The organism is Streptomyces sp. NPDC041122 (genome assembly GCF_055592445.1).
Window position 1 is genome coordinate 401,088 of the sequence record NZ_JBVIYQ010000003.1, and the last position, 14,048, is coordinate 415,135.

The window sequence follows — 14,048 nt, forward strand, 5'->3', positions numbered from 1 at the left end:
GACCTGGCTGGGCCGTTCCGGTCAGCTGTCCTGGTGCTGGTTCCTGCGGTACAGCGCGAAGCCGAGACCCGCCGCGCCGATCGCCGCCATGCCGCCGCCCGCCGCGATCAGCGGCGCGTCGCCGGACGTCGACTCGACACCGTCCGCGCCGGCCTTGACGCCACCCCGCGGGACGACCCGGTCGGAGCCGTCGCGCGGCTGGGGCTTGGCGTGACCGTTGCCGTTGCCGTTGGTGTGGGTGCCGTTGGTGTTGTGGTGGTGGTTGTTGCCGTGGGTCTTGCCCTCGACCCAGCCCTTCATGGTGCCGTCGGGGTTCAGGACGAAGTGCGCGCCGTTGTGCTGTCCGTACGCCGGCTTGCCGCCCGACTGCTTCAGGGTGTCCCACACGGTCTTCTTGCCGGTGTCGGGCGCCTTGGCGATCATGTCGGCCTCGTAGCCCGTCCTGACCTTGTAGACCTTGGCGTCGAACCCGGAGCCGCCGAGGTCGCGGTACTCGCGGACGAAGACGCGCTTGTGGTCCGGCTTCGGCTTCGGCGGGGCCGGCTTGGCCGTCATGGTGACGGTGCCGCTCGGGGTCAGCGTGAAGGTGTTGCCGTCGATCTTGGTGGTCGCGGGCTTCTCGTACGCGGTGAGGGAGCCCTTGCCCTTGCCGTTCAGGGATATGGCGGCCTTGGCGGTGCGGGCGGAGGCGTTGACGTCGACCTTCGCGGTCCAGCCCTTGCCGAGGTTCGTCGTGCCCTTGGAGACCCAGCCGCCGGGGACGGGCTTGTCCTTGTCCTTGTCCCCGTCCTTGTCCACGATCTTGGCGGTGACCGTGCCGTCGGGGGAGAGGGTGAAGGTGCTGCCGTCGATGGTGGTGGACGCGGACTTCTCGTAGGCCGTGAGGGAGCCCTGGGCGGCGCCGTCCTTGGTGATCGTCGCCTTGGCGGTGCGGGCGGAGGCGTTGACGTCGACCTTCGCGGCCCAGCCCTTGCCGAGGTTCGTCGTGCCCTTGGACTCCCAGCTGCCGGGGACGGGCTGGTCCTTGTCGTGGTTCCCGTCCTGGTCCTTGTTCCCGTCCGGGTCGGTCCGGTCCTTGCCGGAGTCGTCCTTCTTGCTGTCGTCCCTGCCCGACTCGTCCTTCTTGTTCTCGTCCGGGTTGGTCTTGTCCCGCCCCTGGTCCTGGCCCTGGCCCTGGTCCTGACTCCGGTCCTGGTCGCCCGGGGCGACCTGGCCCTGCGGGGTCGACGGGGCGTCCGCGGCGAACGCCGTCGTCGTCGGGGCGGCGAGCGCGGCGATGGCTCCGGTGGCGATGGCGGCGGTACGGAAGGTACGGCGGGTGGCGCGCATGGTGGTGACTTCCCTCGTGGCTGCGGATCGAGCTGTCCGTTTTTGTGCCCCTTTGCGGTGGCGACAGACACGAAGGTACGGGCGCGATGTGTGCGTCATCCGTCGGAAACGTAACAAGTGGGCGCAGGCCGCGACCCAGTACCGTAAAACGGCTGAAAGTGCAGGTCAGAGGGGGTTTGGTCGAAGGTCACCGGCTGGCCGGGACCAACGTCCCGCCGGTGCTCCCCCCGGCGCTCCCCCGGGGCCCGCCGGCCCGCGTGAGCCACTCCGTGTAGGCGGGCGCCTGCCGCGCCGCCTCCCAGTAGGCGGCCTCCAGCTCGCCGTAGACCGCGTCGAGCTCCTCCTCGGTGCGGGCCGCGAGGACGAGACGTACGCCGAGGGGGTCGCCGTACAGGGGGCGTACGGCCATGTCGGTCCTGCCGCGCGAGGTGGGCTGGCAGAGGGCGACGACCTCGCCGGTGGCGACGAGGGAGGCGGCGGTGAGGTAATCGCCGTGCAGCACAGGGGGGTTGAGCCCGGCCGCGGTCAGGACGCGGCGCAGCCCGTCCCACTCGCCGTCGACCGTGGGGTCCACCATCCAGCGGTCGCTCGCCAGCTCGGAGAGGCGGACGACGGGGTGGTCCGCCGCGGGGTGGTCCGCGGCGAGGGAGACGAACTGCGGCTCCCGGTCGAGCAGGACGCGTCTTCGGAGCGCTTCGGGCATGCGCAGCGGGCAGCCCTCCACCTCGTGCACGAAGGCGATGTCGAGGTGGCCGGTCACCACCATCTGCAGCAGGGCGTTCCCGGACACGTCCATCTGGAGCGACATCTCGGTGCCCGGCAGGCGGGCGCGCAGCCTGCGCAGCCAGCCCGGTATGGCGCGGCTGGCGGTGGACCCGATGCGCAGCTGGGGCCCCTCGGCGGCGCGGGCGGCGGCCGCCTGCGTCTCGGCGACCAGGGCGCGCATCTCCGTCACCAGGGGGCGGGCCCGGCTGAGCACGACCCGGCCGAGCTGGGTGGGGCGGCAGCCCGTGCGCTCCCGCGAGAAGAGCTGCCCGCCGAGCGCGTGCTCGATGCGCCGCAGCTGGGTCGTCAGCGACGGCTGGCTCATGCCGAGCTGGCGGGCGGCCTTGTGCAGACTGCCGGTGTCGGCGATGGCGCACAACGCGCGGAGGTGCCTGACCTCGAGCTCCATGGCGCTTGAGCGTAGAGGCGGTGCGGCCGTCGCACCAGACGCTCAAACCCCATGAGAACCGGCCGTTCTGGGCAGGCCTGGACCTGGTGATAGCCCGGAGCTATCGCGAGTTGCCATCATTCCCACGCGCCCCAGGCTCCCCGACACTCACCGGTACCGAACCGTTCACCTTTCACCGACCGCCCCCACGCGGTCGTGGAACGAGTAGGGAGCCCCCCACACATGAACAAGCGTTACCTGTCCGTCGCGGCCGTCCTCGGTCTGACCGTCGCCGGTCTCGGCGCGACCTCGGCCTCGGCCACGACCGCGGCGCACGACTCCGCGTCCGCCACCCCGTCGTACGCCCGGTACCAGGGCTCGGCGGCGGAGGCCAAGGCCAACAAGGCGTTCTTCGAGGCCGTCGTGAAGGCGGTCGCCGAGAAGCGCGCGGCCCACCCCGGCGCGAAGTCCGTGACCGTCACCTACGACGCGTCCGGCGCCCCCACCTTCGCCCAGCAGATAGCCAGCTCGGCGTCCATCTGGAACGGCGCGGTCTCCAACGTCAAGCTCCAGGCTGGGAGTTCCGGCGCGAGCTTCTCCTACCGCGAGGGCAACGACCCGCGCGGCTCGTACGCGAGCACGGACGGCCACGGCAACGGGTACGTCTTCCTCGACTACGCGCAGAACCAGGAGTACGACTCCACGCGCGTCACCGCGCACGAGACCGGGCACGTGCTCGGGCTTCCGGACACGTACGACGGGCCGTGCAGCCAGCTGATGTCGGGCGGCGGGCCCGGCCCGTCCTGCACGAACTCGCAGCCGGACGCGACGGAGCGGGCGCAGGTCGAGCAGCTCTGGGCGAATGGGCTGGCGAAGGCGCTGCACAAGGTCAACGGGCGCTGAGCGCGGGGCTGTAACGGGATTTCTCGGTTGTCGGGGAGCTGCGGGCCGGCTGTGGCTGGTCGCGCAGTTCCCCGCGCCCCTTTAGTCACCCTGCGGTGACGCCATCGCTTCGCGCGGCGGTCGCTGCTTGGCGCAGGGGCCTCGGGATGTCGTGCTTGTCGGGAGCTGCGGACCGGTTGTGGCTGGTCGCGCAGTTCCCCGCGCCCCTTTCAGGGCACCTTCGGCGAGGTGATGGCTCGGGCCGCCGCCACCTCCTGGCGCAGGGACTCCAGGACACTGTTCTCTGCCGTATCCGTGAAGTCCACGTCGCCCTTCTCCAGGATCACCGAGGCCCGCAGGCGGCCGGCCAAGCCCCTTAGTTCCCGGGCCACTTCGGCCACCTCGGCCGGGGCGGGGGGCTGTGCGCCGTGCCGGATACGGACCCTCGCCGCGGTCGTGGCGTCCAGGATGCGTTCGACGGCGACGACCAGTGGCCACCAGGCGGCGGCGTGCGCGCCGGTCGGCGGCGGTTCGGTCAGGGCGCGCTGGAACTCGGAGCGGATCACGGACAGGTCCCGGTAGAGGCCGCGGCGCATCCTCGCGCGGGCGGCCGGGTCCCCGTCGGCGCCGAACGCGCACTCCACGTACCGCGCGGTGTCCGCCACCGCGTCCGCGAGCCGGTCGCCGATCCGGGTGCCCCAGCTCTCCGGCCAGAGCAGATAGCCCGCGACCAGCGCGATGCCGCAGCCGATCAGGCTGTCCACGAGGCGCGGCAGGACCAGGCCGACGCCCTGGTTGTTGAGGATGTCGGAGAGCAGCAGGATCACCGGGGTGATCGCCGCCGTCTGGTAGCCGTAGCCGCGCACGGTGAACGCCGGGATGAGCGGCGCGAGCAGCATCATCACCGGCACGTCCCACCAGCCGTGCGGCACCTCGACGAGGACGGCGGCGGCGATGACCAGGCCCGCGGCCGTGCCGAGCGCGCGCAGCACCGCGCGGGAGAAGACCGAGCCGAAGTCGGGCTTGAGGACGAAGGTGACGGTGAGCGCCACCCAGTACGACCTGGGCACGTCGATGAGCGAGACGAGGGCCTGGGCGATGCCGATGCAGAGCGCGAGGCGCAGGCCGTAGCGCCAGGAGGCGGAGGACAGGACGACGTTGCGGGCGGCGCGGCGGGCGCGGACGCGCAGGGCGGCGGGGCGGCCGAGGCGGTCCTCCGCCTCGATGACGCCGAGCGGGTCGGGGTCGTCCAGGGTCTCCGCCGCGTGCCGGACGGCGTGGTCGAGGGCGCGGGCGGTGTGGTCCCCGGGCGCGGGGAGCGCGGCCGTGGCGCGGGTGCCGGGGCGTTCCCCGCCGGCGTGCGCGTGGCCGCCCCGCTCGACGGCCGCCGCCAGCGCGCGGACCGCGTCCGGGACCTCGGCGGGCAGCCGGGCGCAGGCGTGCCGGGCGGCCTGGTCGGCGGCGGGGGCGGCCTCGATCACCGGGGTGAGGGCGTTCAACTGGCCGACGAGCCGGACCAGTTCCGGGCTGCGGCCGTGGTCGCGGGTGCGCCGGGCGAGGACCAGGTCGTAGCTCTGGTTCAGGGCGGCGGTCACGGCGGTGCGGGCCTCGCCGTACGCGTCCGTGCCCGCCGCGTCGAGCAGCGCGGCCACGGAGCGGTAGGAGGCGGCGACGGAGGCGCGTTCGGGGACGCCGGAGCGCAGCGGCCAGGCGAGCAGGGCGAGCGCGAGGACGAGGAGCCCGCCGCCGGTCATCAGGAGCGGGGCGAGCCACCACTGCCCCGGCATGGGAAGGCCGGCGCCGACCACGGAGTTGAGCAGCAGGAGCAGCCCCGAGACGGAGGCGACGGCGCCGATCGTGGACATCATCCCGGAGACGAGGGCGACGAGGGTGACCGCGCCGACCGCCACCCAGCCGTGTCCGAAGACGAGCGTGCCGAGGGTGACGCCGAGCGCGCCGAAGAGCTGCGGCACGGCGATGTTGAAGATCCGCATCCGGTAGGCGTCGGCGGTGTCGCCGATGACGCCGGAGAGGGCGCCCATGGAGGCGAGCGCGCCGTACGAGGGCCTGTCCGCGAGGATGCCGGCGGCGAGCGGGAGCGCCATCGCGACGGAGGCGCGGGCCACGGCGGCCCAGGGGACGGGGGCGGACTGCGGTTTGAGGGACCTGACCAGCCAGTCGGGCGGGGCGAGCGGGCTCAGTGAGACCGGACGGGACGGACGGGACTCTCGGGGCATGCGCCCATTATCGGCGCTTTACGGGCCCTGCCCCGGCCGGCGGATCAACGCGCTGTTTCGTCTTTGTGCAGATCAGGGGTGGGCCGGCTCGTGGAGGATCAGGGTGACGGCCAGGGCCCGGTGGTCGGTGCGGCCGATCTCCAGGAAGCGCGCGTCGCGGGCCGCGAAGTCCGGGGTGGCCAGGACGTGGTCGATCTGCGTGCCGAGCGGCGCGGGCGCGGCGGCGGGCCAGCTCGGGGCGCGCGGGGTCCCGGCGAGGCGGGCGGCGTCGCGCACCCCGGCGTCCAGGACGGCGCGGAAGGCGGCGTGGTCCTGGGTCGCGTTGAAGTCCCCGGCGATGATGGTGGACCGGCCGTCCCCTGCGGCGGCGTACTCCCGCAGCTCGCCGAGCTCGGCGCGCCACAGGCCGACCTGGCGGGGCGCGGGCGGCATCGGGTGCGCGAGCTGGACGCGTACGGGACGGCCCTGTACGTCGGCGACGGCGCCGGGCATGCCGAGCGTGGCGTCGATGCCGGCCGCGCGCTTCAGCGGGACCTTGGCGAGGATGACCGAGCCCTCCGCGGCGTCCGCGGCGTTCGCGTCGACGGCCGCGCGGTAGGGGTAGTCGGCGCGGGGCAGCTCCGTGCGGAGCAGGGTGGCGCAGGCGTGGTCGCACTCCTCGACGAACAGCAGGTCGGGCCGCTCCTTACGGACGGCCCGGAGCAACCCCTGGGTGCCGTTGCCGAATTCGACGTTCGACGTCAGCACGCGCAGTTCGGCGACGGCGTCGCCGCGGGGCGCGTCGGTGTTCCCGTACGGCTGCAGGTACCAGGCGACGAGGCCGAGGACGACGACACCCCACAGCATCCCGGCCCGCCACCGGCCGAGCACCGCCATGAGCAGGCCGGCGCCGGCCGGCACGAGCAGCCAGGGCAGGAAGGCGAGCACCTGCGGGACGGGCGTGAGCCCGTCGGAGTCGGCGATCCGGAAGCCGAGGACGGCGCTGACCGCCGCCAGCAGCAGCCCGCCGCCCCACGCGGCGGCCCGCCCCGTACGGCGTGGCGCCCGCTCGGCGGTGTCGGGGGCGGAGGCGGGGGCGAACGTCGCGCCGTCCGCGCCGCCCGTCCGGTGCGCGCTGTCCAAGGGGAGGGGCCTCTCGTCGTCGGTGCCGTCGCCCGCATCCTCCCTCAGAGACGGGCCGGGGCCGACGGGGGTTGCGCGCGCCGCGGGCCGGCCGCCGGCCGCCGCGCGCCCCGCAGCCGGACGAACAGCGCGATGCCGAGCGCCACGGCGGTACACACCCCGACGATGATCCACGACGTCACCCGCAGCGTCTCCGTCAGCGCGTCGTAGACCGCGCCCGCCGCGTCCCGCGAGATGTCGGCCGGCAGGTCGTCCAGGGTGAAGGACCGGCCGACCGCGATCGCCGACAGCAGGGCGAGGGCGCCGAGGGCCATGCCGACGGCCGTGGCGACGACGGCCCGGCGGCGCCGGCCGGCGAGCAGGCAGCCCACGACGGCCAGGACGCCCGCCGCCACCGCCGGCCACACCCCCGCCACCTGCAGCGCGTGGAAGCTGCGCCAGAGCCACCCGAAGTCGTCGGACTGCAGGACCGCGACCTCGGTGTGCCGCACCGGGATCTTCGAGGCGAACGGCACGCCGTCGTCCTTGAGTTGCTGCTTGATCTGCTGGGTGATGGGGGCCAGGTCGATGGTGACCTCGCCGTTGGAGGCGTCGTTGAGGGCGGACTGCACGGCGTCGTGCGCCGCGCGGTTCGCCGCGTTCCAGGCCGTCTTGTACGCCGCCGTCTCGGTGAACGACCGCACCGCGTCCCGTACGAACGACTCGACGGTGCCCTGCAGCGGACCCACGTCGATCTCCTTCATCACCGAGCCGGTGACCGCGTCCGCCACCGCCGAGCGCACCGCGGGGTCGGAGGCGAGCGGCGCCATGGTGGCGACGTAGCTGTCCCGGTCCCCGATCTCGTACGTCGCCCAGACGGAGAGCGTGCCGAGGGGGACGAGCAGGCAGGCGAGGGTGAGCAGGAGGGCGGACAGGGCGGAGCGGGCGCGGGGTGTTCGCGGGTCACGGCGGACGGTTTTCGGCACGCATCCAAGGCAAGGGCCCGGCCGCGGGCCACGCGACCGGGGCGACTGCATATGGGGCAACGGCGTCAGCCGCGCGGGCCCGGCGGGACGCGGGTCCCCCGGCGCCCCAACCCCCGTCGCACGCGGTGGTGCAGACGCACCGTCACCGTCCCGGGCACCGCCACGAGGAGCACCGCCCGGCCGCGCGCCCGCGCCGGCCCCGACCCGGACGACGAGGAACCCCCGGAGCGGCCCGGTCCGTACGGGCGGGCGAGCGGCCCGGTCCGCACGGGCGGGCGAGCGGCCCGTCGGGGTCCCGAGAACGCGCCGCTCACCCGGGCCCCGCACGGTTCCGGTGGAGGGCTCGGCCGAACGGGTGTTTCCTGGATGAGGGGGCGAGGAGGTCGATCATGAGAATCGCTCTGAGCCTGGGGGCGGTGGCCGCCGCGACGCTGCTGGCCGCGGGCACCGCCGGCACGGCGGCCGCCGCGAGCACGGGCGTCCCCGCGCACCACGACGACGGGCCCATCTGGGGCACCGTGGTCTCCGGCCCGGACCTGAAGGTCAGGGACGAGCCGAGCACCCACGGAAAGATCCTCGACAGGCTGCCGTACGGCAGCGAGGACCGGGTCAAATGCGCCGTCCGCGGTACCACCGTGCACGGCGACCCGCACTGGTACTGGCTGGAGGGCGAGCGCGGCTGGGTGAGCGCCGCCTACATCGACACCGGCGGCCGCCACGTGCCGAACTGCAACGCCACCGACGATCCGTGCCCGCAGTGGCGCGACCGCTGACACCCGTCCGCTCCCGCGACCGGTGACGTACCGCTTCCCCCACGGAAGGAACCGTCATGGCACACGCCGCACCCGCGTACACCGCCCACGCCCCCGGCTCCAGAACCGGCGCGACCGCAGGCCTGTGGGCCGGCCTCCCGCTGCTCCTGGGCATCGTCTACGGCTTCTGGACGTCCGGCATCCGCCGCGTCGGCGAGCCGATCACCACCGGCAACGTCATGTTCGGCGTGGTGACCGGTCTGCTCTTCGCGGCCGTCTTCTTCGCCCTGCACCGGTTCGCGCCCGCGCTCCCCCGCGAGCTGCGCGCCCTGTCCTGGACGGCGTTCACGGGGATCGCGTTCGGCTTCCTCTACAGCCAGACCGACGCCAGTGTGCTGCGGTCGGTGGGGATGTCGCTCGCGGTGTCGGCGCTGACCTTCGTGGCGGTCTTCTACCGGTACTACACGCGGGAGTGAGCGCCCGGGCCGTCCCGCCGGGCGCCCACGTCGCCGCTCCTACAGGGCGTTCAGGTCGACCGCGCGGGCCATCGCGCGGTACCCGGCGTCGTTCGGGTGCAGATGGTCACCGCTGTCGTACGCGGGGGCGATCCGCTCCGGGTCCGCCGGGTCGGCGAGCGCCTTGTCGAAGTCGACGGTACGCGTCGTACTCGCCGGAGGTCCGCACCCACCGGTTGAACGCGTCGCTCACCGCCGCCGCGTGCGTGCCGTCGTGGTCGGAGCCGCCGAACGGGAGCAGCGTGGCGCCGACGATCCGGACGCCCTTGGCGCGGGCCTGCCGTATCAACTCCCGGTGCCCTTCGATGAGTTCGCGGGCCGAGACGACCGGGGCGGGCTTGAAGGTGGGCTGGTCGGTCTCGCTGAAGCCGATGTCGTTGACGCCCTGGAGAACGACGGCCGTGCCGACGCCGGGCTGGTCGAGGGCGTCCCGCGCGAAGCGGTTGGCGCTCCTCTCGCCGTACCAGGCGGAGTCGTTGAGGACCAGGTTGCCGCCGATGCCGGCGTTGAGCACGGGCCGCCGGTCGCCGGACTTCGCCAGGCGCTCGGCGAGCGCGTCCGACCAGCGCCGGTCGCGGTCGGCGGTGGAGGCGAAGCCGTCGGTGATGGAGTCACCGAAGAGGGCGACCCCGTCGCGCCGGGGCCGTTCCCTGCCGCCGACGTCCACGCCCGCGAGGTAGTACCAGGCCTCGGTCGACTCGCCGAAGGCCGCGCCGGAGGTGTCGGCGGCGTGGTCGCCCTTCGCCCGGTAGCTGGTGGCGAAGGACTGGGCGTGGAAGGTGGCGGGTCCGGTGGTCCCGGCCAGGTGCAGCGTAATGGTCACGGACTCGAAGGCGTCCAGGTCGAGACCGGCCGGGTCGCTGGCGAGTTGGCGGTGCGCGGGGAGGGTCACGGACGACCGTCCGCCGAAGGTGAGCCGGCGGACCGAGCCCTTCCGCACCGACGCGGGCGCCCCCTTCTCGGTGCGGGCGATGGTGGCGCCGGCGATCCTCAGCGGTGAGCTGCCGTAGGCGTTGGACAGCCGGATGCGGGCCCGGTCGCCGCCCTCGGTGACGCGGACGACCTGGCGCAGGGTCTGGCCGTCGAAGCCGGCCTCCGACCAGTTGGCCTTGAAACCGGTGCTCGGGCGCTGCGGGGAGGCGGTCCACGCGGCGGTCCACGCGGCCCCCTTCCCGGCGTCGGGACGGCCGGAGGGCGCGGCCTCGGCGCCGGAGACGGCGAGCCCCGCGGTCAGGGCGAGCGCGGCGACGGAGGCGGTGAGGGCGAGGGCGGTGCGGGCACGCGAAATCATCGGGAGCTCCCGGGGGTTGAGGGGGAAGGGCCGGTGCGGCGGCTGCCGTCCCGACTCCTCAAAGATCCGCCGGGACGGGCGGCCGATCAACGCCGATCCGTGAAACGATCGACGCCGTCACGCTTATCGATGCAGGTCACGGGGGGGGTACGTGGTGGAACGCCAGGAGCTGGAGACGTTCTTGACGCTGGCCGAGGAGCTGCATTTCGGGCACACCGCCGAGCGGCTCCTGCTCTCCCAGGCCCGGGTCAGCCAGACGGTGAAGAAGCTGGAGCGCAAGATCGGCGCCCCGCTCTTCGAGCGCACCAGCCGGGTGGTGCGGATGTCCCCGCTGGGCCGCCAGTTGTACGAGGATCTGGCGCCGCTGCACCGGCAGATGGAGGCGGCCCTGGCGCGCGCCAAGGACGTGGCGCGCGGCGTGGCGGGCGAGCTGGACGTCGGCTTCCTCGGCGCGGGCGCGGGCACGCTGACCGGCCCGGTCCTCGCGGCGTACCGGGAGCGCTGCCCCGGCGTCGAGGTGCGGATGCGGGAGATCCAGTACCGGGACCCGCTCGGCGCGCTGCGCGACGGCGAGATCGACCTGCTCTTCACCTGCCTGCCCGTCGAGGAGCCCGACCTGACGGTCGGCCCGGTCGTCATCAGGGAGAAGCGGATGTTGGCGGTGCCGCTCGGCCACCCGCTGGCCGGCCGGTCCTCCGTCTCCCTGGAGGAGCTGGCGGACGAGACGTTCTTCGGGATCGCGAACGGCGCGCCCGCGTACTGGTGGGACTTCCACGTGCCGCGCCGGACGCCCGCCGGACGGGAGATCCGGCGGGTGCGGACGGTCGCCTCCTTCCAGGAGCTGATGACCCTCGTCGCGACGGGCCAGGGCGTCTCCCCGGTGGTCGCCTCGGTGCGGGAGTACTTCTCGCGGCCCGACGTCGTACTCGTACCGCTGGACGGCGTGCCCGACGCCGAGGTGGCGCTGATCCACCGCACGGCGGGGGTGAACGCCCGCGCCGAGACGTATCTCCGGGCGGTCCGGGACACGGTGGCGGCGCGGGGCGGGCCCGCGCCGTACTGAGCGTGGGCGCCGCCCGGAATCCCGGTGCTCCCGGCGCGCCCCGGCGCTCCTCAGGTGTGGCTCACGCCGTGGCGTCCGCCATGGTCACGCGGCAGGAGAAGGCCTCGATGTCCTCCTGCCGGGCGGTGACCGACACGCAGGGGCGCTCGCCCGGGTGAGTGGGGGGCTCGACGGTCGCGGTGATCAGGCAGGGGGCGTCGAACTCGACGTAGCGGAAGAACGCCGACTCGAAGCGGACCGGCAGTACGGCGCCGGCCCGGGGCCCGTGCACCGCGTGGGCCGCCTGCCGGGCGGCCTCCAGGAGCAGCATGCCCGGGGCGTGGTCGACGGGGTGGTCGAACAGGATGGGGTGCGCGTAGTCGACGTGCAGCAGCCACCGGTCCGGCGCCGCGGTGGGGCAGAGCACCACGTCGTCGGCGTGCTCCCGGTTGACCGACGCGGGCGGGAGCACCGGGACGGCGCCGCTGAGCGGCATCGGGGCGACCTCGCTCGACACCGTGCACCGCTCGCCGCGCAGCCTGCGGTAGATGGCGGGCGCGTGGCTGCTGAACCGGGTGCGCGCGGTGCCGAGCGGCAGGCCGTCCCGCAGGATCTCGATGTCTATGGTGAGGGCCGCGAGCCGGCCCCCGCGCCGGGCGATGTCGCCGCAGGTGATGCGGAGTTCGACGTCCATCGGTCCGCCGTCGGCCCACATCGCGCCGGGCGTGACCTCGTAGGTGAAGTGCTGCCAGATCAGGTGGTGGCCGAGCGGCACCTCGTACAGGGCGTGCGAGATGAGCGGAATGCTCTGGCGGAGCGTCTCGGCGAGCAGCATCGGGTCGTGCCGGCCGGCGACGGGCGCGTAGAAGGAGTGCGTGCGCGGCCACCGGGCGGTGACCGTCACGCGGTCCTCGCCCACGGGTGCCCAGCCCGTGAGCAGTACTTCGGTCCCCACCCGCTTGTGTGTGAACTCCTGTGGCACCGGCCGGAGTTGAGCCTGAGAGATGCTGTGCGCATGCGAAACGAGAGTCATGGGTCCCCCCTGGGATGAATGACGTCGATGCCCGAACGAAGAGTGCGGGCTCTGGTGTCCCAGAACCATGACGCGTAAAGTAACGTGCGTTCTTTTTGTTTGTCGAGAGAGGCCGTCCGGATGCCGGAACCGAAGCAGGAGCGGGCCCAGAAAACGCGTGAGGAAATCCTTCGCGCCGCTGCTGAGGTCTTCGACGAGCGCGGGTACAGCGGCGCCAGCATGCGCGAGATCATGCACCGCGCCGGTGTGACGCTCGGAGCCGTCTACTTCCACTTCCCCAACAAGGAGGCGCTGGCTCTCGCCGTCATGCGGGCCCAGCCGGCGAGCATCGTGCCCGCCCTGAAGTCGGAGGGCCTGCAGCGCCTGGTGGACATCACGTTCGTGTGGTCGCACAAGCTGCAGTCGGACCCGACCCTGCGCGCGGGCGTCCGGCTCACCAGCGAGCAGACGGGTTTTGGTCTCGACGACGCCACTCCGTACCGGGAGTGGGCGCGGATCATGGAGGAGTGCCTGGCCGACGGGCGCACGGCGGGCGAGGTCCGCGCGGACGTCGACGTCCGCACGCTGGCCGAGTTCATCGTGTCCGCGTGTACCGGCCTCCAGGCGTACTCACTGCTGACCAGCGGCCGTGAGGACCTGCCCGAGCGGACCCGCGCGATGTGGCGGCTGCTCATGCCCGCCATCGCCACGGACAGCGCCGTCGAGAGCATCGACGTGAGCGAGGCCAGGGAGGCCGCCGTCAACGCCTGACGCGCGCCTCCGGCCGCCGGCCGCACCCTCCTCGACCGCCTTCTCCGCCTCATTTCTCCGTCCGATTTCCCTGTCCGACCGAACCGCAGCCAAGGACGTATCCATGCCCCAGCCCAGCAACCACCTGCGTCTCGTGGCGCTCAACATCGACGGCGTGCTGCTCAACGACACCTTCAGCCCCGTCATCGGCAACTTCATCACCAGCCGCGGAGGGGTGTACGACGCGGAGACCGAGCGCCGCATCCTCTCCCAGCCGCGCCGCGTCGCGGGCGGCGAGATGGCCCGCGCGGCCGGCCTCGACGTGTCGGGCGAACAGGCCCTGGAGCTCTACTTCGAGGAGCGCGACCGCTATGTCGCCGAGCACCCGGTGCGGCCCAACCCCGGCGCCGCCGAGCTGATCGAGCGGATACGCGGCCTGGGACTCCGGGTGGTCTGCTACGGCGGCCTGAGCAAGTCCCACTTCGACACCCACCTGGGCACCTGGGCCCACCTCTTCGACGGCCCCGGCTACGTCTGCACCGACTCGTTCCGGCCGGGCATCAAGGAGATCGCCGGGGACGTCTTCGGCCTCCGCCCCGACCAGGTGCTGTTCGTGGACGACGTGGCCCGGGTCGCCGAGGCGGCCAAGGGGCTCGGTGCGCCGTTCGTCGGTCACCCCTGCAGCTTCCAGCGCACGTTCATGGAGGAGCTCGCGGTGCGCCACATCGTCGACTCGCTCGACGCGATCGACGAGGAGCTGCTGCGCACGCTCGACGCGGAGGCCGCCGCGGGCGCCATCTGGCCCGCCACGACGCCGAGTTGAGCCTTTCACTCGGCTCCTGACAGCCGGTCCTCGGGGGTCCGGTCCCGGGAGGCCGGTCACGGCGCGGGCCGGCCGGGGCGCACGAGGGGGGTGCCCCGGCCGGCCGGCGCACGGCGTCGCGCGGGACGCGTGGTCCGCGGCCGATACGGGTGCTTTGTGGGCGAGTTGCCAAAGG

General features: G+C 73.4%; 12 protein-coding genes and 1 pseudogene. 6 read left to right on the forward strand and 7 right to left on the reverse strand.

Annotated elements, in window-relative coordinates; genetic code table 11:
• Positions 1 to 21 precede the first annotated feature (21 nt).
• Entirely contained in the window at positions 22 to 1,329 is a 1,308-nt protein-coding gene (locus ACZ6B8_RS14130) for a hypothetical protein (RefSeq protein ID WP_471607375.1), read from the reverse strand.
• 187 nt (positions 1,330 to 1,516) lie between these two features.
• Positions 1,517 to 2,503 carry a LysR family transcriptional regulator gene (locus ACZ6B8_RS14135; RefSeq protein ID WP_471607376.1) on the reverse strand — a complete coding sequence of 329 codons (987 nt, stop codon included), beginning with the start codon at positions 2,501 to 2,503 and terminating at the stop codon, positions 1,517 to 1,519.
• Positions 2,504 to 2,725: 222 nt separating this feature from the next.
• Between ACZ6B8_RS14135 and snpA the strand changes: the two genes are divergently transcribed.
• On the forward strand, positions 2,726 to 3,385 hold the full coding sequence (snpA, locus tag ACZ6B8_RS14140) for a snapalysin (RefSeq protein ID WP_471088725.1): 660 nt from the start codon (positions 2,726 to 2,728) through the stop codon (positions 3,383 to 3,385).
• 209 nt (positions 3,386 to 3,594) lie between these two features.
• Here snpA and ACZ6B8_RS14145 read toward each other — a convergent pair whose 3' ends face one another.
• The 3 genes from ACZ6B8_RS14145 to ACZ6B8_RS14155 form a co-directional block, all read right to left on the reverse strand.
• Entirely contained in the window at positions 3,595 to 5,601 is a 2,007-nt protein-coding gene (locus ACZ6B8_RS14145; RefSeq protein ID WP_471607377.1) for an FUSC family protein, read from the reverse strand.
• A gap of 72 nt (positions 5,602 to 5,673) precedes the next feature.
• A complete protein-coding gene (locus ACZ6B8_RS14150; RefSeq protein WP_471607378.1) occupies positions 5,674 to 6,723 on the reverse strand; it encodes an endonuclease/exonuclease/phosphatase family protein in 1,050 nt (349 codons plus the stop codon).
• Between the two features lie 44 nt (positions 6,724 to 6,767).
• Positions 6,768 to 7,688, reverse strand: coding sequence for a hypothetical protein (locus ACZ6B8_RS14155; protein WP_471607379.1), 921 nt, complete (start codon positions 7,686 to 7,688; stop codon positions 6,768 to 6,770).
• A 389-nt stretch (positions 7,689 to 8,077) separates the two neighbouring features.
• Between ACZ6B8_RS14155 and ACZ6B8_RS14160 the strand changes: the two genes are divergently transcribed.
• Positions 8,078 to 8,461, forward strand: coding sequence for an SH3 domain-containing protein (locus tag ACZ6B8_RS14160; RefSeq protein WP_471088732.1), 384 nt, complete (start codon positions 8,078 to 8,080; stop codon positions 8,459 to 8,461).
• A gap of 56 nt (positions 8,462 to 8,517) precedes the next feature.
• The gene (locus tag ACZ6B8_RS14165; protein ID WP_471088734.1) at positions 8,518 to 8,916 is read left to right on the forward strand and encodes a hypothetical protein; all 399 of its coding nucleotides are present in this window, start codon (positions 8,518 to 8,520) and stop codon (positions 8,914 to 8,916) included.
• A gap of 39 nt (positions 8,917 to 8,955) precedes the next feature.
• Here the strand turns inward: ACZ6B8_RS14165 and ACZ6B8_RS14170 are convergent.
• Positions 8,956 to 10,246: pseudogene (locus ACZ6B8_RS14170) on the reverse strand (SGNH/GDSL hydrolase family protein).
• Between the two features lie 151 nt (positions 10,247 to 10,397).
• Here ACZ6B8_RS14170 and ACZ6B8_RS14175 point away from each other — a divergent pair.
• Positions 10,398 to 11,309, forward strand: coding sequence for a LysR family transcriptional regulator (locus ACZ6B8_RS14175; RefSeq protein ID WP_471607380.1), 912 nt, complete (start codon positions 10,398 to 10,400; stop codon positions 11,307 to 11,309).
• 61 nt (positions 11,310 to 11,370) lie between these two features.
• On the opposite strand, the gene ACZ6B8_RS14180 is transcribed toward ACZ6B8_RS14175, so the two are convergent.
• Complete coding sequence (locus tag ACZ6B8_RS14180) at positions 11,371 to 12,321, reverse strand: ScbA/BarX family gamma-butyrolactone biosynthesis protein (RefSeq protein ID WP_471607381.1); 951 nt, start codon at positions 12,319 to 12,321, stop codon at positions 11,371 to 11,373.
• A 120-nt stretch (positions 12,322 to 12,441) separates the two neighbouring features.
• Here ACZ6B8_RS14180 and ACZ6B8_RS14185 point away from each other — a divergent pair, with 120 nt between their 5' ends.
• Entirely contained in the window at positions 12,442 to 13,071 is a 630-nt protein-coding gene (locus tag ACZ6B8_RS14185; RefSeq protein WP_471607382.1) for a ScbR family autoregulator-binding transcription factor, read from the forward strand.
• 103 nt (positions 13,072 to 13,174) lie between these two features.
• Positions 13,175 to 13,873: an HAD family hydrolase gene (locus ACZ6B8_RS14190; protein WP_471607383.1), complete on the forward strand. Its 699-nt coding sequence runs from the start codon at positions 13,175 to 13,177 to the stop codon at positions 13,871 to 13,873.
• Positions 13,874 to 14,048 lie beyond the last annotated feature (175 nt).

Coding starts and splice junctions, on each gene's coding strand:
- ACZ6B8_RS14130 (WP_471607375.1), bottom strand. CDS start 1,329: ATGCGCGCCACCCGCCGTACCTTCCGTACCGCCGCCATCGCCACCGGA.
- ACZ6B8_RS14135 (WP_471607376.1), bottom strand. CDS start 2,503: ATGGAGCTCGAGGTCAGGCACCTCCGCGCGTTGTGCGCCATCGCCGAC.
- snpA (WP_471088725.1), top strand. CDS start 2,726: ATGAACAAGCGTTACCTGTCCGTCGCGGCCGTCCTCGGTCTGACCGTC.
- ACZ6B8_RS14145 (WP_471607377.1), bottom strand. CDS start 5,601: ATGCCCCGAGAGTCCCGTCCGTCCCGTCCGGTCTCACTGAGCCCGCTC.
- ACZ6B8_RS14160 (WP_471088732.1), top strand. CDS start 8,078: ATGAGAATCGCTCTGAGCCTGGGGGCGGTGGCCGCCGCGACGCTGCTG.
- ACZ6B8_RS14165 (WP_471088734.1), top strand. CDS start 8,518: ATGGCACACGCCGCACCCGCGTACACCGCCCACGCCCCCGGCTCCAGA.
- ACZ6B8_RS14180 (WP_471607381.1), bottom strand. CDS start 12,321: ATGACTCTCGTTTCGCATGCGCACAGCATCTCTCAGGCTCAACTCCGG.
- ACZ6B8_RS14185 (WP_471607382.1), top strand. CDS start 12,442: ATGCCGGAACCGAAGCAGGAGCGGGCCCAGAAAACGCGTGAGGAAATC.
- ACZ6B8_RS14190 (WP_471607383.1), top strand. CDS start 13,175: ATGCCCCAGCCCAGCAACCACCTGCGTCTCGTGGCGCTCAACATCGAC.